The sequence below is a fragment of the Paenibacillus sp. Root52 genome (genome assembly GCF_001426865.1).
Taxonomy (GTDB): Bacteria; Bacillota; Bacilli; order Paenibacillales; family Paenibacillaceae; genus Paenibacillus.
The window spans coordinates 201138-223580 of sequence record NZ_LMFO01000001.1 but is presented as its reverse complement, the minus strand read 5'-3'; the positions used below and the strand labels follow the sequence as shown (position 1 = coordinate 223580).

Genomic DNA, 22443 nt, shown 5'->3' with positions numbered 1-22443 from the left:
TTATAATGAAATTTCCCCTGAGCTAAAGATACTAAGGTTGTTGTTGCTGAGTTAATGTTGGTCACTGTTGGGCTATTGAGTGCCTATTAATTTCTATGAACTCTTTCTGAGTTTTTTGAATGATTTTCTGTTATGAATTTTTCATGTATTGAAAATAAATAATATCAACCACTAACGGCTTTCCACCGAATTTCAGTATCACCAGATAGAGAAAAGAATACAAAAAAAGCCACCATCGGTGGCCTTTTTGACTTATATTAAGAGCATTCTGCCTCAACAATTTTCACGATATCGTTGCGCATTGAAGATCCTTTATTCTTATAGAACTATGTTGCCTCTTATATTTGTCCTGTCCAATCAGGTCTTGCAACCTTTTTCCAATGCGTTCTAATCTCTTCATAAACATCTTGTGGCAATGCTCCTTGGGATACGAGATCCGCATTTTGCTGCCAACGATTCGGCTTAGAGGTTCCGACAATTGCTGTATCCACACCCTCTGTGCTCAAGGTGAAGCGTAAGGCCGTTTCAACAGCTTTTTGCACGTTAGTATCTTTGAGAAAAGCATAGTCTAGTTCCTTCAAGCGCTTCCAATACACATATGAATAATCCTTTTCCGGAAGCGTCTCATGTGTCCATGCTGCGTTCGCGATCGGTCTTTTGGCGATTACCCCCATATTTCTTTTACGTGCCTCAGGTAAAGTCAGCTCAATCGCCTCTTGATCAGCAATATTTAGGGAGGTCTCCAAACTGTCAAATGCCCCAGTCTCTATTGCGTACAGTGCATCCTTCGTATCCCCGCTATATCCAATAAATCTGGTTTTCCCTGCTTGCTTCGCACGCTGAAGAACTTCTATAACTGCCCCTTTCCGAAGCACCTCTTCAGAACAGCTATGTAGATGAATGACATCCACATAGTCCGTTTTTAGACGCTTAAGACTCCGATCAATGGTTTGCTCCAGCACTTTAGCATCCCAATTCGGCCCTTCGATCCCAGCGGCATGTCCACATTTGGTAAATAGATAATAGTCATCTCGACGATGTGACAACACCTCTCCAATCAATGTCTCACTATCCCCATAACATTCAGCGGTATCAATGATATTAAGTCCTGCATCTAACGCACTGTTTAACAATGTCGCCACATCTTCCTTAGAAACGTTCTGTCCAATCTCAGCTCCACCAAATCCAAGTGTACTCACTTGCATACCTGTATTCCCATATTCACGTCGTTCCATGGATGATTCCTCCTCCAAACTTCGTAATATCGTTAATGAAGACAAACCTAACCAGGACTATTACCCGATCTAACTGGTTTTAAAACCCATAAATGGACATTCCACCATCCACTAAGAGCGTTTGCCCAGTAATATAGCCTGCCGCATCGGATGCCAAAAATATAACCGGTCCCACTACCTCATGTAGCTCACCGACGCGCTGAAGTGGTGTTCGCTCAATGATCTCTCCAAGGTATTTGGCATCATTCAATAGCTTCTCGGTCAGTGGTGTATGGAAATACCACGGGCCAACAGCATTGACACGAATTCCGTATTTCCCCCACTCCATTGCAAGCACCTTCGTCATATGTATCATGGCTGCCTTCGTCGATCCATACACAACGCCAGTCCGAAGGGCTGTATGCCCGCCAACCGAGGAGATATTTACGATTTTTCCACCGCCCTGATCCTTCATATGTTGACCAGCTATTTGTGAAGCCATAAAAGCCGATTTCAGATTAGTCTGCATAATCGTTTCCCATTGCTCGTCCGTTACTTCCAGTGCAGGTGTGCGGATGTTCATACCTGCATTATTAACAAGAATGTCCAACCTTCCCATCTCAACAATGGCCTCTCTGAATGTCTCTTCGAGTTGCTCTCTGGACGTTACATCGGCAGCAAGAGCTATCGCTCTGCGCCCTGTGTGTTCTTGAATGTAGGCTGCAGTTTCCTCAATTTCGCTGAAAGTCCGTGATACCAACACTACTTCACTGCCCGACTCAGCAAGCCCTATGGCAATCGCCTTACCAATCCCTCTGCCTGCACCTGTCACCAGTGCCGTTTGTCCCTCCAGATGAAATTCCAGCTTGTTCATTTCATACACTCCTTATCTAGCTTACAATATGTAGTTTTTTCATTAATTTATCCATTACGTCACAAAAAACTGACTGGGATTACCAAGCTCCGGATGGAACTTTTCTCGAAAACGTCCGCCTGTGTAGGCTCCAATAACCTTGCGCCAGAAAGCCTGAGCGACTACGTTGTTACGTACCTGTGTAACCTTCCAACGACCAGGAAACCGTTCAAACAACTCATGCGCCGCTTGTGTCCCCACTCCGCTGCGCCGATATTTTTGCATCACAAAAAATTCAGTTAAGTAGTAATCATTGTCGATATTTCCTGGTTCAAAGCGTTCTACCAGAGCGAATCCAGCTGGCGCTCCATCACTCGTTATCAAGAACGGGAATTTGCGTCCTTCTTCTGCCCAGAATGCATCCAGTCCAGGGTATTCTGGAAACACTCCATTATGGTCAACATCAATATTAAGATATTTGGTGAAATCATAAAGATAGAATTGCATTAAATGCCGAATTACCTGACGACGTTCCCAGGGAACCAGCTCCAGTTTCATATTCATCCGGTTCATCTCCCCTGCTCCACGATTTATTACTATATTTATTACTTTAAAGGTTTGATCGCGGAAGGGCAAGAATGACGAACCAACCTACATGACGTTCGTGAACAGACTGTGACCATGTAAATTATGGTACACTTAAGCATAGACTATCTTGAGAAATGCTTGATCTTGGAGGTGCCGACATTGACTAATGTTCAAAAAGAAATTGACCGACGCAAGCTGGATGAGAAGCTACCTACCATGCCCTGGTTCGTTCAGCAATTCATTGACTATAAATTACCGGATCTCTCTCCCTCCACCTTGCTGGAGTATCTGCGAGACTATGATACGTTCTTTAGCTGGCTCCGTGCGGAAGGCTTGTCTGTAGCTAGCACCAACGCAGAGGTTACTTTAATTGAGCTAGAAGTGCTCCGAATGGATTCCGTAACCGCCTATCGATTATTTCTTACAACCAAGCGTGAGGGAGCTAATTCTAGAATTACAGTATCTCGAAAATTATCTTCCCTACGTTCACTCTTTCACTACTTAAGCCAAATTGCCGAAGATGAAGATTTCTATCCCTTACTCAAACGCAATATTATGGCCAAAATTGAAATTAAGCGCACACATAAACCGAAGGATACTGCCGCCAAACTAAAAGGAAAAATTCTCGAAGATGAAGAATTACTAGAATTCATCGGATACATTTTGGAAGGGTATGCGGTGGATGTGGAGAAGAATAAACAAGCGCTGTACTCACATGAGCTGAACAAAGAACGAGATGCCTGTATTGCCAGCCTCATCTTGAACTCCGGATTGCGGGTATCCGAAATCGTTAATTTGAACTTGGATGACCTTGATCTAAATAACAAGCTATTATATGTTTACCGCAAAGGTAACAATGACGAAACGTACAAGACACCTGTCTACTTCAGAGAACAGGCCAAAGACGAACTTGCCATCTATACCAACCTAAGACAGACAAGGTACCGTACACCGAAACGGGAGAAGGCTTTGTTCATTGCTCTACGCAATGGAGAATCTGAGGGAAGTCGAATGACGAAGCGCGCGATCCAGGCCATGATCATGAAATATGCTAAGCGGTTTGGCAAACCTTATTTGACTGTACATAAGCTGCGCCATTCCTTCGCTACCGATTATTATTTGCAGAACGATATATACAAAACGAAAGAACAACTAGGGCATGCCTCTACAGAGACTACCGAAATTTATGCCCATCTCACCGACAAAACAATGTCAGAGGCGATTGAACGCCGTAATGAAGGCACCGGGTCTTAAACTAGGGAGTGTCCGTAAATTCCGAAGTACGCAGATTTTACCGAATTTTCGTTCCAAGCCAGGAAGTTTTCCGCAGGCGTGCCGGGGCACGTCAAGGGAAAGTGACGCAGCAGGGGGCGAAAATTCGGTAAAAGATGCTTCAGCGAGTTTTCAGACACGACCTAGCATGATCTATGGCAAAATAAAAATAGAGCGATTGATCCTAAGGTCTCAATCGCTCTATTTCACATACTAGAACATAATCAATATTATAATCGAACTCAGCATGCTTCGATCTTAAATCCCCTCAATACGTTGTAACAGCCAGTTACCGATATGCTCTGTCTGCTGAATATCGTGCCAAACTAACTGCTCACAAGCTACATCGTCACGATCTACTGCTGCCCTTGTAACCACGGCTATGATCCCCTTTAATTGTTCGTACAATATGAGATCTTCGGGTTCTCGGATCATCAGAAGCTTAGGATATGCCGCTTGCTTGTGCCCTTCAATCAGAATCCAGTCATACTCGGTTAAATATTCAACCATGTCACGAAGCTCTGTAGCTCGTTGTTCAATGATGGCCGTCCGTGTATCGGACATCACAACGACAGCCGAGGCTCCATTCGCAGTGAAGTTATAAGAGTCCGTGCCTTCCTGATCCATCTGGAAGTGATCATGTCCATCATGTTTAATGACGGCGACCCTGCGTCCAAGAAAGGTCAGTTGTTTAGTCAACGCTGCTGTCAGCGTACTCTTACCTGAGTTTTTATATCCCACGATCTGCACGATATGAGGTTGCTTTGTTTGGATATCTGACATAGCCTACCTCACAAGACCTTTAGGCAGCTTGAGAATCCGTACTAGCTCACCCGCAGGAATCCCCTTTTTGTCAGGCGGAATAATAATCAAACATTCGCTATCCTTGATCGTGATCATCACACTGGATTCATCAACCCGGGCTGCTGCCGGCAATGCATGAACCTCACCATTTCGAACCTCTATTCGTCCCCGCACAAAACGGGTATAGTTATTTACCTTTGTATACCCTTCATCTAATATGGCTGTCCATTCTTGTAAATAAGGATGAGGATCATTTTGCATCATGCGAATCGTAGGTCGAACAAATAAGTTAAATCCAACAAAACATGCTCCTGGATTGCCTGATAATGCAAATAGGTTTTTTTGATCCACGATGGCTGCTGTGGTGACACTTCCTGGTCTCATTGTCACTTTGTTAAACAGCATTTCGATGTCGTCTTCACGCACAAGATCTCCCATAATATCATAGTCACCTACAGACACGCCGCCTGTTGTAACAACCATATCGTTGTGCTTGACTGCTTCAGCTAGTGTTTTACGCGCGGTTTCCGCATCATCTGCGATGGAACCGTACATGATCGGCTCACCACCTGCCTCAACAACGAGTGAGCGCAGTAAATAACTGTTACTATTACGAATCCGTCCAGGCTGCAGCGGCTCGTCCAAAGCTAACAATTCGGTTCCCGTTGCGAAGATCGCCACCTTCGGCCGTCGAAATACGGGTACTTCCGCTACACCAAATGTAGCTAATACGGATTGTTCACCTGCTTGGATCAGCGTGCCTGCATCCAGCAGCAACTGGCCTTCTTCTACTTCTAGCCCAATTGGCGTAATGTTAGCCTTTGCCTGTACATGTCGTTTCAAACCAATCCATTGCTCGCCATTCTCTGTTTTACTCTCGGTCATCTCAAGCATCACAACAGCGTCAGCACCTTCTGGCACCTGTGCTCCGGTCATTATTCGCGCTGTTGTACCTGGCGTAATCGTCTGATCCGATGTATATCCACAAGGAATCTCATCTACAACACGAAGCCAGATTTGCTGTTCGCTGCTAGCATGAAGCGTGTCGCTGCTTAGTATGGCGTAGCCATCCATTCCTGATCTGCGGAAGAACGGATACGGATGGGGCGCAACGATCTTCTCCGCAAGCGTGCGTCCATGTGCCGATTCTAAGGACACTTTCTCGATTGCGCCTGGTCGTACATGAGCAGCAATTCTAGCCTGAGCATCAGGAACCTGTACAGCCGTTCGATTGAATTTAGCATTTGTCATATCATCAGTATGCGAGTTTAATTTCAATGCAGTCGAGCCTCCTAGTGAGCAATCTCTATGTCTAAAAGTGTAGCTTGAAAGTTATAAGGTGACAAGCGTTATCCCTATTCTGTAACGGATATAACATCATTTGTTCATGGATTGACCATAATATGCTGTAGAAACGGAGGAATCCCATGTGAATGATCGATGTGAATTATGTGGTAGAGAGCCTGTCAAAACAACCGTTCATCATCTTACGCCCAAGCAGATGGGAGGCAGCTTCATGCCTACTGCGGATCTATGTATTGCGTGCCACAAACAAATTCATTCCCTCTTCACAAATCGAGATATTATGACGCTGGGATTAACTACCCTTCAGGCTCTTCGAGAGCATGAACGCATGGCTCCGTTTATTCGCTGGATTCGCAAACAACCCGCAACAACGATTCCGCGTATCCGCAAATCGAATCATGTTCGTAATTCCTGAAGCAATAAAAAAAGAACAGCGTCTGAGGTTGATCCGTGGATAGAGCACTACTCCACCTTACCTCTTCGCTGTTCTTCTTATGCGTTACAATGTACTGATTAGGAAGTCCGTGCTACCTTCGCCGCATGATTCGGCCTCCGCCCACCCTTGTTTTTGGCTTCTTGTAAGAGCTCTTGGGTGAGTTGAATAATCCGCCACTTTTGCCGCGATCAATCTTACCTGAACTTGGTTCCTTCTTACGACTAAACAAACCTCCGCCAGAACCTACACTGGTATCCGTATCGCCACCACGTCTAGTAATTGAGCCTTTGCGTTCCACGGTAATCGGTGGAGCAAGCTTTTTGTCATTACTTGTAGGCGCACGAAAAGTGCCTTCCCTTGGTTTATACGTATCTTTGTTTGTATACCCACGATATTTCCCGTTTCCGCCTCCGCCAAAGGAATCAAACAAATTTCCGATTAACGTTGCGGTTAAATATCCCTGTAAAAAGGAAGAATCGTAGTTCTGACGAACGTATTCTTTGGAATCAACTTCAATTAACGTGTCTTCCTCTTTATTGGGATCCTGCTGTAAATGGTAATATTGATCCTGATACACCAGGAACATCCGCTCGGTGCTCTCAGCCGAAATCTGATCGGGTTGACGCTGCTCAGACAATTCCTGGGCAACCTCTGGAACGGTACGCTCAGCAGCCCGGTATACATAGGATGTGGTGTTACCGCTACCACTCACAGATTCAAGTGGGTAGTTGTCCTGTACGGTAGGTGCACCGCAAGCGGACAACAGTGACATCACAAGGCTAAGAACCAACATTAATTTCAAACTATGTGCCATGTGTTTTTTCATGGGAACCTCTCCTAGCTCGAACGAATCACTTTGATATCCGCAGGAAGGATAACCTCACCCTCATAAAGTGTAAAACGTCTGTCTTGCCACTCCACACGAAGTAGCTTGTGATCATCAGACTGATACTGCCACACGAGCTGCTCTCCTGCCTGGCCATATGGTGTTCTGCCTGCAGTCGTTACCATACCTCCATATTCTTCCTCCAAGTGGTATGCGCGTCCATCTAGATCTAATAAGGTTGGCACCTCATCTGGTGCATCTAGACGACCATCAATCGGTGTGTAGAGAGCATAACGCGTCAATTCACGCTCCTCAATGTGCAAGTGTCTGAAAGCTGTACCATCCTGCAGTGTTAATACGACGGCATTTCTCGAACGATGATGTACCCGCCCAACAACCTCATATGTCACAAGAGAGACTTCACAGATATCACCAGGTTCAAGCTGTAGCATCGTCTTCTCGGCCCGAGGCGGTTCGGGTTTAGCTAGTATTCCTTTAATCCGTTTCCATACACTCATGCCCATTAACTCCCGTTCTATATCTTCTAGAGGTTGGTTGACCCTCAATTTATAAGCAAGCTGCAATAATTAATGCACCTACAATATGCAATGCACCTGAGAAGAGACCATACCCTGTTTTCCCTTGTTGAATACCTGTATCCAGATCTAAATTGGCTCTTGTACGAATAACATAATGCACGCCATTCTCCAGAATCAGCAATATAATAAAGGATACGACAGATACGAGCAGTGCCTCACCAAGATGTCCTGCAGTTGAGATTGAGGTCGCCAATACGTAACCTTGGGCAAAAAGCTTCATAACCATCCGAGTGGTTACGGCCATATTGCCTGCTTTCACTTCAGCAAAATCCTTGTATTTCGTAAACAATGAATCCACATACATCAAGACAAACAGCAAAACCGAACCCGATAACGTCCAGACCAGCATTGCCAAAATGTTCAAATCCATTTCAACAGCCCCCACATTTCAACATGAACCGCATTTAAAAGCGAAGAAGAAACACATGTCTCTTCTCCGCTAATTTCCTTACATCATCCAAAAGTTAGTTCTTATTATCGTACTGCTTCATCAGTGCTGCCAGTTCATCTTCAACCGCCTGATCTTTACCAAGCTTCTCGAATTCATCATCCAAGGACTTTCCTTTGGAGGACATTTCATTGCTCGCTTCAGCCTGTGCTTCCATTTGCATCATTTTTTCTTCCATACGCTTCATTCCAGCACTTGCTGTGTCGGAACTGAATCCGTTCAGCGCTTTGTTAATTTCAGTTTGAGCCTTCGCTGCATTATAACGAGCAACCAAAGTCTCACGTTTGTTTTTCATTTCCGTTAACTGCTTGCGCATCTCATCTAACTTACCACGCAGATTGTCAGCGGAAGCTTTATTCTGGTCATAGCTTGTTTTGTATTCAGCCATTTTTTCTTCAGCCGTTTTCTTCTCTTCTAGCGCTCGGCGAGCCAAATCCATATTTTGTGCGCGTGCTGCAGTATGCGCTTGCTCTTCGCGTTTCTTCACTAAAGCTTCTTGCTCTTCATAAAGCTGCTTGAACTTCTTCTCAATGGCGATCTGTGCAGCTACAGCCTTCTCCGCATCTTGCAAATCCTCTTGCATATCACGAATATACTGGTCTGTCATTTTAATTGGATCTTCTGCCTTATCAATGATGGAGTTAATATTGGACATCGTTAGATCTCGTAAACGTTTGAAAATGGACATTATGTTATTCCTCCTAGTCGATATTACAACCTTGTATATAATCATACATACGTGATAATCCTCAACCCGTTTCAATTTTAGCAAAAAAAATCATAACAAACTTCTTCATCATGTAAAATTATTCATTTATTTGACCTTTTAGCAGCAGATGTTCATCAAGGAGCCTCTCTGCAGTCTGCACGATTTCATCAATCTGCATGCGTGTGACCGCATCAAAATGAATGCCCATAATTACCGTCACCGTAACCTTCAACTGATGTGCCGCCTTGCGCGCAAGCCTCTCGCATAACTCCTGCTCCTTATGCCCTGGAACATGAAAGGTAGCTCCACTAAGACGATCGTGATCTACATAATAGGTTGCCACCGCTCCTATGTGTGCATCGCCGCCTGTAACCATGAATACTTTGTCCTGCCCCACTTCTACAACCTGTAATCGAATTGAACTCAAATCATATTTACTCATACTAATCCACCTATCCTTTTCTCTATCTCATGTTATGGTCCGAATTATGAACAAGATTCGAGAGACTGACAATGAAACATCTCACAGGTCGAATAAATCACGATTACATCGGGCATACCATAGAGAACGCATTTTGGGAAAAGGGGGCTGCTATTATGCGTATTCGCCTCATCGCAATATCATTTATCGTCTTTCTCTTGAGCGGAAATTTCGCTCCTGCTCATATGTCGGCTGAACCGAACCAAGCCAGTACACCTGTCACCGAATTTGATGCACAGGGCGATGAACAGCTTACGCTAGGTCAACTTAGACAGAAATATGCTGATACGTTCAAGACGAATGGGCCTTCCACCAAACAGGTTGCTCTGACTTTTGATGACGTTCCTGATCCAAGATTCACTCCACAGGTATTGGATGTTTTGAAGAAATATAAGGTCAAAGCGACTTTTTTTATTGTAGGCAAACGGGCAGAGAAACATCCGGCTCTAGTCAAACGCATGGTTCGTGAAGGTCATATCATTGGTAACCACAGCTATAGTCACCCTGAATTCAGTAAGCTGACGATGAACGATTTTCGCAAACAAATTTTACATACCGGGGATATCATTCGCAATCTAACCGGGTATACGCCAAAAATGATTCGCCCACCTTACGGGGATATTAATGAAAAACAGCTCCAATGGGCTCAAAAGCAGCAATATAGCATTGTGAACTGGAATGTCGATTCACTCGATTGGAAAGGTCTTTCCAAAGATGAAGTGAAACAGAATATATTATCGGCTGTTAAACCAGGGTCGATTGTTCTTCAACATGCAGGAGGCGGAGTGGGTTCTAACCTACAAGGAACGATTGATGCGTTACCAGAAATCATTGAGGAGCTTCGAGCTCGGGGATATAGCCTTGTAACACTGGACGAGATGTTAAATATCTCTAAGAGCAAGTAATTCCAGCATATTGCATTAAGAGTCCCTTCGGTTGGAATCTTGGTAAGCATGAATGATTAGTGAATAGCTGCGTTTGAATCGTCTGATCCAACGTTAAACTAAAAAGGGCGTCCTCTACTCACATCAGACTGTGAATGGAAGACACCCTTTTTCATTTTGTTTGCATGACGTTTATTTTAGAATGTAAAGCTCAACATCTTGGAAACCGAATGTGCTTACGGATTGTTTACTACCAGGAATGAAAATATCAACGCGTTTGCCTTTAATCGCACCGCCTGTATCTCGCGCCGTAGCTACAAACGCTTGTTTCGGCAGTCCTGGGTGTGCGTGACCTGTCACGAGGACTTTCGTTCCCAGCGGGATCACACTTGGATCTACAGCGATTGTACCCAGTTCAAGCGGATTACCGAAATAATCTACTGCACCCCATTTTCCGTTTTCGGACGGATCTGCAGAGTATGCTGTTGCCTTCATTTCAATGGACTTGCTGTAATCAAATGTTTTACCCCAGGCTTCAACCACTTTGCTGTCTGCATTGACATCCAAGCTTGCTGTTGTGATCGTTTTAGCCTCTGCTTTGGCTGCTGGAGCCGCTGCTGCCGAGACGGTGTTAGCTTGTCCAGGTACAGTAATTTTCAGCCCACCATAGATGTTATAAGGTGAAATATTGGCATTTGCTTTAATGAGTGCTTCCATACCTACACCATACTGTTTGGATAAAGTATAGAATGTATCCCCCTCTTTGGCCACATGAACAGAGTCAGCGTAAGCTGGAACGGCCTGAATGAGCATAGCTGCTGTCAGCAATGCTGTTGCTGCTTTCGCAATACGTTTCTTGTTAAACATGGTCTTCCTCCCTCATTATGCCTGCGAGGTTAGTTGTCGGATTCGGATGGAGGAAACCACCCTATAGGTTCAATCACATGCCCTTAACGTTATGTACGCCCTAATTCACCCCTAGCAGTACGCGAACATCAATCCTCGTTTCTGCATCGTTACATCCCCCGCACTTCCTCCTCGGAAGTTTCGGCAGGAACAATATATCACAATCTTGTAACCTATAGTTGTAGTAAATCTTACCAATACGTTTATGACACATCAAAATTGGTTAATAAATAAGCCTTTTTCATATTAATAATTCATATATGTCTTCTATATAAGTAACAAAAAAGTTACCTTTTATTCCATCGATCCTTCCGATTATGTATCTCCGGAAAACAAATAAAAACAGCCCTGCCGACGATGATGTCGACAAGGCTGTTTGTTACTCTTCATTCAATAGTGTATCCCCAGCTGCTCGGCAGCTTATGATCACATAACTATAGAACTTTAGCAAGAAAATCACGTGTACGAGCATTCTTAGGTGCACCAAACACTTCATCAGGTGTTCCTTGCTCAATAATTACTCCGCCATCCATGAACAGAATCCGGTCTCCTACTTCACGAGCAAAGCCCATTTCATGCGTAACAATGACCATTGTCATTCCACCCTCTGCCAGGCGTTTCATGACATCAAGCACCTCTCCAACCATCTCTGGATCGAGTGCTGAAGTTGGCTCGTCAAACAACATTACATGTGGTTGCATTGCCAAGGCTCTCGCAATCGCAATACGCTGTTTTTGTCCACCTGACAACTGGTTGGGGTATGCATCTTTTTTGTCAGAAAGGCCAACCGTTTTAAGCAAATCGGCTGCAATCTGATCGGCTTCCTGCACCGATTGTTTCTTTACTTTGATCGGGGCAATCGTGATGTTCTGCTGAATCGTCTTGTGAGGAAACAGGTTGAAATGTTGAAACACCATACCCATCTTCTCACGAGTAGCATTGATGTTATGCTTCGGTTCTGTAATTGAAACACCTTCGAATAGGATCTCGCCTGAAGTCGGCTGCTCAAGCAGGTTCAGACAACGCAAAAACGTACTTTTACCCGAACCGGATGGCCCGATGACAACGACAACCTCACCTTTGCCAATCGTGACGTCAATGCCTTTTAACACTTCATTTTTCCCATAGGATTTATATAATTGACTAACGTCGATCACTTGCATTCAACTTCCTTTCCAGTCGTCCGAGCAGCTTGGACAATATGAAGGTCATTACGAAATAAATTGCTGCTGCAATAAGGAATGGATTCATCCCTTGGTACGTAATATTTTTGACCACACTTGCTTGATACATAATGTCGACCATACCAATAATCGAGATAATGGAAGACTCTTTAATAATCGTTACGAACTCGTTACCGATTGCCGGCAAGACAGCCTTGAACGCTTGGGGCAAAATAATGTAGCGCATCGCTGCGCCTCTACCCATGCCAAGTGAACGAGCAGCCTCTAGTTGTCCACGATCTACACCTTGCACACCTGCACGGAAAATCTCCGCAAGATAAGCACCACTGTTGATAGAGAGTGTAATTACACCGGCTTGTAGCGCCGAGAAATTAATTCCAAAGGTCAGTGACAAACCATAATAGATAATCATCAATTGTACGAGCATAGGCGTACCACGAATAAGTTCAACGTACGCTGTACCGATCCAACGCAGAATAGCCATATCATGCATACGGAACATACAGATAATCAAACCGATGATTACCCCGAATAATACACCCAATGCAGATAACAAGAGAGTGTAACCAATACCTTTAGCATAGAAGCTTTTGTATGCCCAGAATACTTCGAATATATTTTTGGTATCTTTACCTACCATCAATTGGCTTGCTTCAGTGACCATTTCTTCGATTCTATTTTCACTCTTAAGCCGATCCAACGTACTATTTACCGCATTCAGCAGTTCAGTATTGCCTTTACGAATTCCGATTGCAGCCTCAACCTGCTCGCCGTCCACCACAATAGGTGCAAGACCGATGGCATCATCCAAATAACCAGCAGCTACGGTATCTTCTACAATCGCTGCATTTACACGATTGGTCTGCAACTGTAGAACGATGTCGGAGATTTTATCCAGTGCCGTTAATTGAGCACCTGGAATTCCCTGTCCAATGGTTTCCTGAATAGATCCCTTTTGAACCCCGATTTTTTCATTTTGCAGATCCGCCATCGTTAAATATTTTCCTGCGTCTTCCGTGCGAATCATAATGACTTGCTTCGATTTATAATACGTATCAGAGAAATCGATGCTTTTCTTACGCTCTTCCGTTGGTGTCATGCCTGAAATGACTAAGTCTACACGACCGCTCTGGAGTGCAGGTAGAAGCCCGTCAAATCCCATATCCTCAATGACAAGCTCCGCTCCTAGATCTGCAGCGATTTCTTTTGCAATTTCAATATCAAATCCAACAATTTCATCTTTTCCATCAATAACTTTATGGAATTCATATGGCGCGAAGTCGGCACTTGTGCCGAGCACCAATTTTTTACCGCCTGAATTGTCCGTAGTGCCGCTTGCGAGTACCGTCGGTACAGCAACTGTCAACATCAGTACAAAGGCCAGCAGCATCATGGTATAACGACTAATCAATTTCAACCCTGTTCTCCCCTTACAATACTTTGTATACGACTTTGTCCATAGTTTTACATCACTCGATATATCTGCTTTTAAGAAGCTGCCCATAAAAATGATGCATAAGCCTCATATCGATGCCTGAGTCATTATAAAGTACAATGCATGATTATGCAATGCATTTTGTTTTTACAAATCTTGACTTGTTTCTGAAAAATGAGAGCAAACATGATATAATCATTTCACTATTTTTATTTTCTTCGAGAAGGGGCTTACGATGACACATTCCAAATCACAAATTTTAACGGTTATTGACCAATATGCTTCCCGTTTTAAAGAAATTTCATCATACATCGGTGCAAATCCCGAACTTGGCAACGAAGAGTATCTTGCCTCTGCTCGCTTAAAAGAAGAATTAACGTATCATGGCTTCGAAGTAGAAGCGCCGATTCTCGGACTTGATACAGCTTTTATCGGAACTTACACCGCAGCTAAGCCTGGGCCAACCATTGCTTTATTGTGCGAATATGATGCCTTACCTGAGATTGGTCATACCTGTGGACATCACCTCATCTGTATGATGAGTCTCGGTGCTGCTGTAGGTCTCAAGTCGATCCTCGATGAAGTGGGAGGAACCATTAAAGTGTTCGGTACACCTGCCGAAGAGACACGTGGTGCCAAAGTTCCTATGGCCGAGGCAGGCATGTTCGATGACTGTGATATTGCAATCATGGCTCACCCTTATTATGCCTATGAGAGATCAGGAAGCTCGCTCGCGATTGATGCCGTGCAATTTGAGTTCCATGGCAAATCGTCCCACGCTGCAGCTAGCCCGCACGAAGGCATTAATGCACTCGATGCAGTCATCCAAACCTTTAATGGCATTAATGCTTTTCGGCAACAGGTCAAAAGCACAGTTAGAATCCACGGTGTAATTAATCATGGCGGACAAGCTGCGAACATTATCCCTGATTATGCTTCTGCTCAATTTTATGTACGAGCAGCCACTCGTAAAGAACTGAATATCCTCACCGAGCGAGTCATTCAAATTGCAGAAGGATCGGCATTGCAGACTGGATGTAAGCTGGTCACGTCCAACTATGAAACTTCTTACGATGAGATGGCTACCAACGATCGCTTATCAAACACATTTAGCGAAAATCTAGTTCAACTCGGGATTCCACAAGAAGAGATCGTAAGTGGCAATGATCATGGCTCGATGGATATTGGTAATGTATCCCTTCGTTGCCCAGCGATTCACCCTTACATTCGTGTTGTGGATGAAGTTCATACCCTGCATTCCATTGAGTTTCGTGATTTGGCTCTACAGGAACGTGCGCTAGACGGCATGATTCTAGGTGCTAAGGCGCTTGCAACAACCGCTTACGATGTATTAACTCAGCCCTCATTGCTGGAAGCGATCCAGTCTGAATTTAAGCAGCTTAAACATTAATTAGATGAAATAAATCCTACTGCTCAGAGTCTACTCACTCCCTTGATTTAGGGGTTCAAGTGTAGGCTTTTTCTTTATGTAGAGTATGTATATAGACCATCAACCTGGAGATGCTGTGAAAAGGATATTGAAAATGTTGAAAAAAATGTATGATTTCCACAACTGATGCAGAAAAACCGATTCAAAGCTCGCTAACTTGGTTATATACACATACCTTATCTTATAATTTCAGGAGGTGCTCTCATGCTGCTTGAAGCGTTGTACCACGTTCCTCGAGACAAATGGGCTTATGCCTACGATCCGTCTACGATCCATCTGCGTGTGCGCACCAAGAGAAATGATGTACAGTACGTGACTGCACTCACCGGTGACAAATATGATTGGTCAGGTACCTTCCGTGAAATTCAACTTGAAAAGGCTGCAGCGGACAGCATGTTCGATTATTGGGAGATCGCGGTTAAACCAAAATTCAAGCGTGTGTCCTACATATTTCGAATTACATCAGGCTCGGAAAATATATATCTGGCTGACGATGGGTTTCATCATACCCCACCTTACCCAACTGGAGGATATTATGAGTTCTCTTACATACATGAAATCGATGTATTTAAGGTACCAGAATGGGCAAAGGAAGCTGTCTTTTATCAAATCATGACCGAGAGGTTCGCGAATGGTAATCCAGAGTTGAATCCCGAAGAAACACAGCCTTGGGGTGGCAAACCTGAACTGGATAACTATTTTGGTGGTGACCTACAAGGTGTATTGGATCATCTACAGGATTTAACAGAACTAGGAGTTAACGCAATTTACTTTACCCCCCTCTTCCAAGCCAACTCCTACCATAAATATGACACCATTGATTATAAAAAAGTAGATCCGCATTTTGGAGACAATGAATTGCTCAAACAAGTAGCCGAAGCCTGCCATCGACGTGGAATTCGCGTTATGCTTGATGCGGTATTCAACCATTGCAGTGAGGACTTCCCTCCCTTTCAAGATGTGCTAAAGCACGGACAAGCTTCCAAGTATGCAGATTGGTTCCACATTAATGAATTCCCCGTGCAGATCAAGGACGGAATCCCCTCATACGACACATTCGGATTTTATGGCAGCATGCCCAAATTTAATACAGCTAACCCTGAAGTTAAAGCCTATCTCCTCGATGTTGCTGAATATTGGATCAAAGAAATTAGACTGGATGGATGGCGACTAGATGTCGCAAATGAAGTGGATAATCATTTCTGGCGGGACTTTCGTAAAGTGGTGAAAGCGGCCAATCCTGACGCATATATCGTAGGTGAAGTGTGGAGCGATTCCTTGACCTGGCTCATGGGAGATCAATTCGATTCGGTGATGAATTATCCCTTTGCCGACAAAGTGCTGGAGTTCTTCTGCGGGTCGATGGATGGTTACAATTTTGCAAACGAGATGGGATCCCTTATCATGCGTTACCCTCAGCAAACGAATGAAGTCATTTTCAATATGTTATGCAGCCATGACACCCCTCGTCTGCTGTCCAGAAGTGGACAAGATAAGCGAAGATTGAAACTTGCGGTCGTGTTCCTTTTCACTTACATTGGAACCCCGTGTATTTTTTATGGAGATGAGGTAGGCATAAGTGGTGACAGTGACCCAGATTGCCGCAAATGTATGGAGTGGGACACTGCTAAGCAAGATCGGGAGCTATATGATTTTTACCGACTAATGATTGATTTGCGCAAGAGCAATGAAGCACTGCGTAAAGGTCGTTTTCGCTTCTTAAAAGCAGACCAGCATGACCCCTGTATTGTATATGAGCGCATGGATGAACGTCTTCATTTTACCGTCTGGATGAACAATACCCCAGAGAGTCGTACCCTTTCACACCCTATGGAAACCCAAGATTGGAAAGATGCTCTAACCGAGCAAGAGGTCGTTCCTACCGGTGGTATCATGCATATCAAGCTTGATCCTTACGGCTACCGTATTTTATATCGACTGCTTGATTCTCATGAACATCGATTCTAGAGGTTATGCAACATAAAACCATAGAATCTTGTGATAAACTGCCCGCATGCGTAGTCCCGCCTCTATCATTTAGGTTATTTGCACAAAATAGTCTGTGGTTTGTAGCCGTAAAAGCCAAAATGCTCCAACTTGCGTAGATCTAGCTACACAAGTTAGAGCATTTTTTGTTACCTTACAAAATGGATCAAGTTGAATATTACTTATCTGTTGTAATATCCCGATAGATATCCATGTATTCTTCGGCAGAGACATCCCAGCTATAGTCCCCGCTCATCGCATTTTTCACAATCGTCTTCCAATGCTGCTTCTCTCTGTAGTACTCCTGAGCACGCCGAATCGTATTCATCATATCATGGGCGTTAAAGTTCGTGAACGAGAATCCGTTCCCTTCACCAGTAAATTCATTATAAGACTGCACCGTATCATTCAATCCGCCCGTTTCACGCACGAGAGGGATGCTCCCATATCGAAGAGCTAGCAGCTGACTGATGCCACATGGCTCGAATCGTGAAGGCATTAAGAAGAGATCACTTCCTGCATAGAAGCGCCTGGACAATCCATCATTAAACGTAATTTGAGCAGACATCTTGAGCGGGAAGCGATTGGCTGCCTCACGGAACCAATGCTCATAATCGGACTCCCCTGTGCCAAGCACTGCAAATTGAATATCATCGTAATACAGCAATTCATCAAGTACACGGCAGACGAGGTCTAGCCCTTTTGAATCAACAAGACGGGTTACCATAACCATCAGAGGAACGTCTGGACGAACAGGCAGACCAAGCTCCTTTTGTAATTCTACTTTGTTCTCAATTTTCTTGGATAGACTTGTTCGATATTTCACTGCGATTTTGTTGTCGGTTGCCGGATTATAACTGTTGGTATCAATTCCATTTACGATTCCGCTGAAGCGATTCCCTAGAGAACTAAGCAGTCCATCTAGCCCATAACCATAATAGGAAGTCTGTACTTCCTGAGCATACGTTGGGCTTACGGTAGTAACATGATCCGCATAGACAATACCTGCTTTCAGAAAATTCACATTACCGTAATATTCCACACCATCCATGGTGAAGTACCGATCATCGAGTTCTAGCAAGTCACTGAACAACGAATGTGGGAATACGCCTTGATACAGCAAATTATGTATCGTAAAGACCGTTCGTATCTCACTATAAAACGCATCATGGGCATAATGTGCCTGCAGCAACAGAGGAATCATACCTGCATGCCAATCATGAGTATGCAGCACATCAGGCTTGAATTCCAGAAGTGGCAATACTTCAAGCACAGCTCGGTTGAAGAACGCAAACCGTTCCCCATCATCCATATAACCATACACGCCATCCCGTCCAAAATAATACTCGTTATCTACAAAGTACACCGGGATACCTTCATATTTCATCATTTCGATTCCACAATATTGCCGGCGCCAGCCGAGTGGCACATCCGTCACAATAACAGGCTGCATGGCCTCTTTGTATTCATCAGGTATACCTTTATATTTGGGTAAAATGACCCGAACATCTGCCCCAGCCTTTTGCAAGGCTTGAGGCAAAGCTCCAATCACATCAGCAAGTCCTCCTGTTTTGATAAATGGATGTGCCTCTGCGGCAGCAAATAGAATGTTCACGCCTTCTTCCTCCTTCTCGGTTTGACCGGGGTGCTTGCTATAGTTTCAATCGTTTTTGGTCTGACAGAAGTGACTTGATTCGATGTCTCATCCGCTTTCCGGCGTGTTGTCTTTTTTAGAATAACCACGCTCAGTGGAGGTAAAACAATTTCCAGACTATATGGATGCCCGTGAAAAGGAATCTTTTCTGTAGGCAACTGCATATCATTTAGTATACCTGATCCTCCGTAATCGGAATGATCGCTGTTCAGAACTTCGGTATACATACCGGGACGCATGACGCCAATCCGGTAACGCTCCCGCTTGACTGGTTGAAAGTTAATGAGCACAAGGAGTGTATCCGCAGGTTTTTTTCCTTTGCGAACATATGAAATGACGCTCTGTGCATGATCATCCGGAGCAATCCATTCATAACCGTCTAAGGAATGATCAAGCTCCCACAACGCTTTCTCGTTGCAGTAAAGCGCAGACAGATCCCGCTCAAATTGATGAAGCTTGCGGTGACTGTCATAGTCTAGTAAGAACCAGTCCAGTTGATCCTCATCTTTCCATTCGATGAACTGGCCAAACTCTCCTCCCATGAACAATAGTTTTTTACCAGGGAACGTCATGAAGTATCCTAAGAAAGCACGCATCCCGTCAAACTTTTGCTCGTACGTTCCTGGCATTTTGTCCAGCAATGACTTTTTACCATGCACGACCTCATCATGGGAGAGAGGAAGCACATAATTTTCAGAGAAGGAGTAGACGACAGGAAATGTGAGCAAATGATGTTTGGATGGACGCTCATGGAAATCAGACTCGATATAATCCAGCGTATCATTCATCCAACCCATGTTCCATTTGTAGTTAAAGCCTAACCCTCCCACGTCGACCGGAGAGGTCACGAGTGGCCACGCACTTGATTCTTCAGCCATCATCAGTGCATAAGGATAGTATTGGAATACCGTTTGATTCAATTGCTGGAGGAACGCTACAGCTTCTTGGTTCTCCAATCCACCATCTACATTAGGACGGAATTGACCTGGCCCTTTTTCAAAATCAAGTTTCAGCATGCTCGTTACTGCATCTACGCGTAGTCCATCAAAATGATACATTTCCATCCAATACAAAGCATTGGAGATCAAGAACGAACAAACTTCAGGTTTAGAGTAGTCAAAACTGAGTGTTCCCCAGCCGGGTTTCTCCGCTAACAACGGATCTGCATACTCATATAGAGGTGTTCCATCGAACAATCGCAAACCATGTGCGTCTTTGGCAAAATGAGCCGGAACCCAATCAAGCAGTACACCGATTCCTGCCTGATGTAGCGTATCTACGAGATACATCAGATCCTTCGGATGTCCATAACGACTAGTCGGGGCGTAGAAACCCGTATTTTGGTATCCCCAGGAAAGGTCATACGGATGCTCGCTTAAGGGCATCATTTCCACATGGGTATAGTTCATTTCTAATAAGTATGGAACTAGAAGATCAGCCATTTCCCGATAGGTATACAGCGTGCCATCGTCTTTGCGCTTCCAAGTTCCAATGTGCATCTCATAAATATGTAAAGGCTTGTTGTAGACGCCTCTTTGCTTGCGTCTCCACGCCCCATCATTCCACTTATAACCTTGAATGGAACTTGTTACTGAAGCGGTCTGTGGTCTGACCTCAGCTTCAAAGGCGTATGGATCTGCTTTGAGCAATTCCGTCCCATCTTCCGTTAATATACGAAATTTGTATAAAGTTCCTTCATGGATTTCAGGAAAAAAACGAGTCCAAAATCCAGAATCGGGTATCTTATATAGAGGATCCTGTTGACCGTTCCATCCATTACGATCTAGAGCCAGCCCTACTTCTTTGGCATTCGGAGCCCATACGGTAAATTGGTACCCCTGACGGCGATCCACGGTCGCAGGCTGTGCGCCTAAAATACGATAACTGTGATGAAGGTTTCCTTCATGAAACAAATAAATATCCTCCGGTGAAATAACCGGACTTGTCAGTGGTTGAATAGCCAAGAGATCACCTTCTTCCTAAGAAAATAGTCATAACAGCAACCATTACCCCATTCTAGCCAAGTTGAAAAGAAAAATGACGCGTTTAAAAAAATGTTGTATATTTTCAGAATTTTTACAGTATATATCGTTTCAATGGCTCCACGTTGCGTTTATGTATCTACTACACTAGAAAAATATCTTGGGAGGGAAACGATCATGTTTAATAAAGATTGCATCGCTATGCTGTTGGCGGGAGGAGAGGGTAAAAGATTAGCCCCCTTAACTTCAAGTATCGCAAAACCCGCTGTACCGTTTGGCGGGCACTACCGTATTATCGATTTTCCTCTCAGCAACTGCGTTAATTCAGGCATCGACACTGTAGGTGTGCTTACGCAGTACCAAGCTGACTCTTTACACGATCACATTGGTGAAGGAGAACCTTGGGGAATTGGTAATACGGTTGATGCAGGAATCTCCCTGCTTCCATCTTATCATACAGGAAATGACGAATACTTGGGAACGGCGGATGCCATTTATAAAAATATTGACTATATTGACAAACAAAACCCCGAAAATGTGCTGATTTTGTCGGGTGACCATATTTATCATATGAATTATCGCGAAATGTTGGATGCCCACATCGCGAATGGTGCAGCGGCAACTATTTCCGTAATGGAAGTCCCATGGGAGGAAGCACATCGATTTGGCATTATGGCTGCCGATGAGAATTTACGTGTTACCGAATTTGCTGAAAAGCCTGCTGAACCAAAAAGTAACCTAGCTTCTATGGGTATCTACATGTTTAAGTGGGATTATCTGAAACATCATTTGCTGATTGACGCTGCAAACGAAGAATCAAGCCATGATTTTGGTAAAGACGTCATTCCACAGATGTTGAATGAGAACAATCCCCTATACGTTTATAACTTCGATGGGTATTGGAAAGATGTTGGCACTGTGAAAAGCCTGTGGGATGCTCACATGGATCTGCTTCATAACGAAGAGAACTGGAGCTTGCAAAAAGATCACTGGCCAATGTTTACACGCGAATGGAGAACAAAACCAAGTGTGTACAAAGCTCGCAATAGCCGGATCGAACATCTCTCCTCCTTGATTCATGATTCTTGCGCCATTGAAGGTCATGCGGATCGTTCCGTCATTTTCTGCGGAGCTGAGGTTGGTAAAGGATCTGAAGTTCTTGACAGCGTGGTAATGCCGAATGCTCGCATCGGTCGTGGCGTTCACATCGAGCGTGCAATTATCGGGGAAGGTGCCATTATTAAAGACGGCGCGATCGTTAAAGGCACTGCTGACGAAATTATGGTTGTTGGCCCTCAAGAGGTTGTGGCTGCTAAACCGGCTGTACGTACTCAACCTACACGTATATTCAAAGAAGTATACGAAAAAACAGGCCGTTTGCGTGCGGGAGAGCTCTCCTCATAATATAGAAAAAGGTGGATTCCATA

21 protein-coding genes and 1 riboswitch are annotated in these 22443 nt (G+C 44.2%); of the genes, 6 read left to right on the top strand and 15 right to left on the bottom strand.

The window, feature by feature from the left end; translation table 11 throughout:
- Positions 1–338: 338 nt before the first annotated feature.
- The 3 genes from ASD24_RS01015 to ASD24_RS01005 all read right to left on the bottom strand — a co-directional run bounded on the left by ASD24_RS01015 (position 339) and on the right by ASD24_RS01005 (position 2631).
- On the bottom strand, positions 339–1235 hold the full coding sequence (locus ASD24_RS01015; protein WP_056690160.1) for an aldo/keto reductase: 897 nt from the start codon (positions 1233–1235) through the stop codon (positions 339–341).
- 79 nt (positions 1236–1314) lie between these two features.
- Positions 1315–2088 carry an SDR family NAD(P)-dependent oxidoreductase gene (locus ASD24_RS01010; RefSeq protein WP_056690157.1) on the bottom strand — a complete coding sequence of 258 codons (774 nt, stop codon included), beginning with the start codon at positions 2086–2088 and terminating at the stop codon, positions 1315–1317.
- A 54-nt stretch (positions 2089–2142) separates the two neighbouring features.
- On the bottom strand, positions 2143–2631 hold the full coding sequence (locus ASD24_RS01005; protein ID WP_082560223.1) for a GNAT family N-acetyltransferase: 489 nt from the start codon (positions 2629–2631) through the stop codon (positions 2143–2145).
- A 183-nt stretch (positions 2632–2814) separates the two neighbouring features.
- Here ASD24_RS01005 and xerS point away from each other — a divergent pair, with 183 nt between their 5' ends.
- A complete protein-coding gene (gene xerS, locus ASD24_RS01000; protein ID WP_082560222.1) occupies positions 2815–3909 on the top strand; it encodes a tyrosine recombinase XerS in 1095 nt (364 codons plus the stop codon).
- A gap of 276 nt (positions 3910–4185) precedes the next feature.
- On the opposite strand, the gene mobB is transcribed toward xerS, so the two are convergent.
- Both mobB and ASD24_RS00990 read right to left on the bottom strand, forming a co-directional pair.
- Positions 4186–4710 carry a molybdopterin-guanine dinucleotide biosynthesis protein B gene (gene mobB / locus ASD24_RS00995; RefSeq protein ID WP_056690151.1) on the bottom strand — a complete coding sequence of 175 codons (525 nt, stop codon included), beginning with the start codon at positions 4708–4710 and terminating at the stop codon, positions 4186–4188.
- Positions 4711–4713: 3 nt separating this feature from the next.
- Positions 4714–5982, bottom strand: coding sequence for a molybdopterin molybdotransferase MoeA (locus ASD24_RS00990; RefSeq protein ID WP_056692442.1), 1269 nt, complete (start codon positions 5980–5982; stop codon positions 4714–4716).
- Positions 5983–6160: 178 nt separating this feature from the next.
- On the opposite strand from ASD24_RS00990, the gene ASD24_RS00985 reads away from it, so the two are divergent.
- Positions 6161–6451, top strand: a complete 291-nt coding sequence (locus ASD24_RS00985; RefSeq protein WP_056690148.1) for a hypothetical protein — start codon at positions 6161–6163, stop codon at positions 6449–6451.
- Between the two features lie 112 nt (positions 6452–6563).
- Here ASD24_RS00985 and ASD24_RS00980 read toward each other — a convergent pair whose 3' ends face one another.
- From ASD24_RS00980 to ASD24_RS00960, 5 genes are all read right to left on the bottom strand, one after another.
- Positions 6564–7298, bottom strand: a complete 735-nt coding sequence (locus ASD24_RS00980; RefSeq protein ID WP_056690146.1) for a DUF4247 domain-containing protein — start codon at positions 7296–7298, stop codon at positions 6564–6566.
- 11 nt (positions 7299–7309) lie between these two features.
- Positions 7310–7816: a DUF4178 domain-containing protein gene (locus ASD24_RS00975; protein ID WP_056690143.1), complete on the bottom strand. Its 507-nt coding sequence runs from the start codon at positions 7814–7816 to the stop codon at positions 7310–7312.
- A 49-nt stretch (positions 7817–7865) separates the two neighbouring features.
- The gene (locus tag ASD24_RS00970) at positions 7866–8267 is read right to left on the bottom strand and encodes a DUF350 domain-containing protein (RefSeq protein WP_056690140.1); all 402 of its coding nucleotides are present in this window, start codon (positions 8265–8267) and stop codon (positions 7866–7868) included.
- Between the two features lie 94 nt (positions 8268–8361).
- A complete protein-coding gene (locus ASD24_RS00965) occupies positions 8362–9033 on the bottom strand; it encodes a PspA/IM30 family protein (RefSeq protein ID WP_056690137.1) in 672 nt (223 codons plus the stop codon).
- Positions 9034–9151: 118 nt separating this feature from the next.
- Entirely contained in the window at positions 9152–9496 is a 345-nt protein-coding gene (locus tag ASD24_RS00960; protein ID WP_056690134.1) for a prenylated flavin chaperone LpdD, read from the bottom strand.
- 155 nt (positions 9497–9651) lie between these two features.
- On the opposite strand from ASD24_RS00960, the gene ASD24_RS00955 reads away from it, so the two are divergent.
- Positions 9652–10440, top strand: coding sequence for a polysaccharide deacetylase family protein (locus tag ASD24_RS00955; RefSeq protein ID WP_056690131.1), 789 nt, complete (start codon positions 9652–9654; stop codon positions 10438–10440).
- 171 nt (positions 10441–10611) lie between these two features.
- On the opposite strand, the gene ASD24_RS00950 is transcribed toward ASD24_RS00955, so the two are convergent.
- The 3 genes from ASD24_RS00950 to ASD24_RS00940 all read right to left on the bottom strand — a co-directional run bounded on the left by ASD24_RS00950 (position 10612) and on the right by ASD24_RS00940 (position 13926).
- Positions 10612–11286 (bottom strand): 3D domain-containing protein, encoded by a 675-nt coding sequence (locus ASD24_RS00950; RefSeq protein WP_056690129.1) that lies wholly within the window; start codon positions 11284–11286, stop codon positions 10612–10614.
- Between the two features lie 2 nt (positions 11287–11288).
- Positions 11289–11482: riboswitch (cyclic di-AMP (ydaO/yuaA leader) on the bottom strand.
- A gap of 277 nt (positions 11483–11759) precedes the next feature.
- The gene (locus tag ASD24_RS00945) at positions 11760–12482 is read right to left on the bottom strand and encodes an amino acid ABC transporter ATP-binding protein (protein WP_186380900.1); all 723 of its coding nucleotides are present in this window, start codon (positions 12480–12482) and stop codon (positions 11760–11762) included.
- Positions 12469–13926, bottom strand: coding sequence for an ABC transporter substrate-binding protein/permease (locus ASD24_RS00940; RefSeq protein ID WP_156395288.1), 1458 nt, complete (start codon positions 13924–13926; stop codon positions 12469–12471). The genes ASD24_RS00945 and ASD24_RS00940 overlap by 14 nt, the downstream gene beginning before the upstream one ends.
- A 253-nt stretch (positions 13927–14179) precedes the next feature.
- Between ASD24_RS00940 and ASD24_RS00935 the strand changes: the two genes are divergently transcribed.
- On the top strand, positions 14180–15355 hold the full coding sequence (locus tag ASD24_RS00935; protein ID WP_056690122.1) for a M20 family metallopeptidase: 1176 nt from the start codon (positions 14180–14182) through the stop codon (positions 15353–15355).
- Positions 15356–15598: 243 nt separating this feature from the next.
- Complete coding sequence (locus tag ASD24_RS00930) at positions 15599–17362, top strand: alpha-glycosidase (protein ID WP_056690116.1); 1764 nt, start codon at positions 15599–15601, stop codon at positions 17360–17362.
- Between the two features lie 196 nt (positions 17363–17558).
- Here the strand turns inward: ASD24_RS00930 and glgA are convergent, their stop codons facing one another.
- Positions 17559–18995, bottom strand: a complete 1437-nt coding sequence (glgA, locus tag ASD24_RS00925) for a glycogen synthase GlgA (RefSeq protein WP_056690112.1) — start codon at positions 18993–18995, stop codon at positions 17559–17561.
- Positions 18992–20998, bottom strand: coding sequence for a 1,4-alpha-glucan branching protein GlgB (gene glgB / locus ASD24_RS00920; protein ID WP_056690109.1), 2007 nt, complete (start codon positions 20996–20998; stop codon positions 18992–18994). The genes glgA and glgB overlap by 4 nt, the downstream gene beginning before the upstream one ends.
- Positions 20999–21193: 195 nt before the next feature.
- Here glgB and ASD24_RS00915 point away from each other — a divergent pair, with 195 nt between their 5' ends.
- Positions 21194–22420, top strand: coding sequence for a glucose-1-phosphate adenylyltransferase (locus ASD24_RS00915; protein ID WP_056690107.1), 1227 nt, complete (start codon positions 21194–21196; stop codon positions 22418–22420).
- The last annotated feature ends 23 nt before the right edge of the window (positions 22421–22443 follow it).

Bases quoted from the DNA above. Each gene is read 5' to 3' on its own strand.
- ASD24_RS01005 (WP_082560223.1), bottom strand. From the start codon at position 2,631: ATGAATATGAAACTGGAGCTGGTTCCCTGGGAACGTCGTCAGGTAATT.
- ASD24_RS00915 (WP_056690107.1), top strand. From the start codon at position 21,194: ATGTTTAATAAAGATTGCATCGCTATGCTGTTGGCGGGAGGAGAGGGT.
- ASD24_RS00950 (WP_056690129.1), bottom strand. From the start codon at position 11,286: ATGTTTAACAAGAAACGTATTGCGAAAGCAGCAACAGCATTGCTGACA.
- ASD24_RS00990 (WP_056692442.1), bottom strand. From the start codon at position 5,982: ATGACAAATGCTAAATTCAATCGAACGGCTGTACAGGTTCCTGATGCT.
- ASD24_RS00980 (WP_056690146.1), bottom strand. From the start codon at position 7,298: ATGAAAAAACACATGGCACATAGTTTGAAATTAATGTTGGTTCTTAGC.
- ASD24_RS00970 (WP_056690140.1), bottom strand. From the start codon at position 8,267: ATGGATTTGAACATTTTGGCAATGCTGGTCTGGACGTTATCGGGTTCG.
- ASD24_RS01010 (WP_056690157.1), bottom strand. From the start codon at position 2,088: ATGAACAAGCTGGAATTTCATCTGGAGGGACAAACGGCACTGGTGACA.
- mobB (WP_056690151.1), bottom strand. From the start codon at position 4,710: ATGTCAGATATCCAAACAAAGCAACCTCATATCGTGCAGATCGTGGGA.
- ASD24_RS00935 (WP_056690122.1), top strand. From the start codon at position 14,180: ATGACACATTCCAAATCACAAATTTTAACGGTTATTGACCAATATGCT.
- ASD24_RS00965 (WP_056690137.1), bottom strand. From the start codon at position 9,033: ATGTCCATTTTCAAACGTTTACGAGATCTAACGATGTCCAATATTAAC.
- ASD24_RS00975 (WP_056690143.1), bottom strand. From the start codon at position 7,816: ATGAGTGTATGGAAACGGATTAAAGGAATACTAGCTAAACCCGAACCG.
- ASD24_RS01015 (WP_056690160.1), bottom strand. From the start codon at position 1,235: ATGGAACGACGTGAATATGGGAATACAGGTATGCAAGTGAGTACACTT.
- ASD24_RS00955 (WP_056690131.1), top strand. From the start codon at position 9,652: ATGCGTATTCGCCTCATCGCAATATCATTTATCGTCTTTCTCTTGAGC.
- ASD24_RS00960 (WP_056690134.1), bottom strand. From the start codon at position 9,496: ATGAGTAAATATGATTTGAGTTCAATTCGATTACAGGTTGTAGAAGTG.
- ASD24_RS00930 (WP_056690116.1), top strand. From the start codon at position 15,599: ATGCTGCTTGAAGCGTTGTACCACGTTCCTCGAGACAAATGGGCTTAT.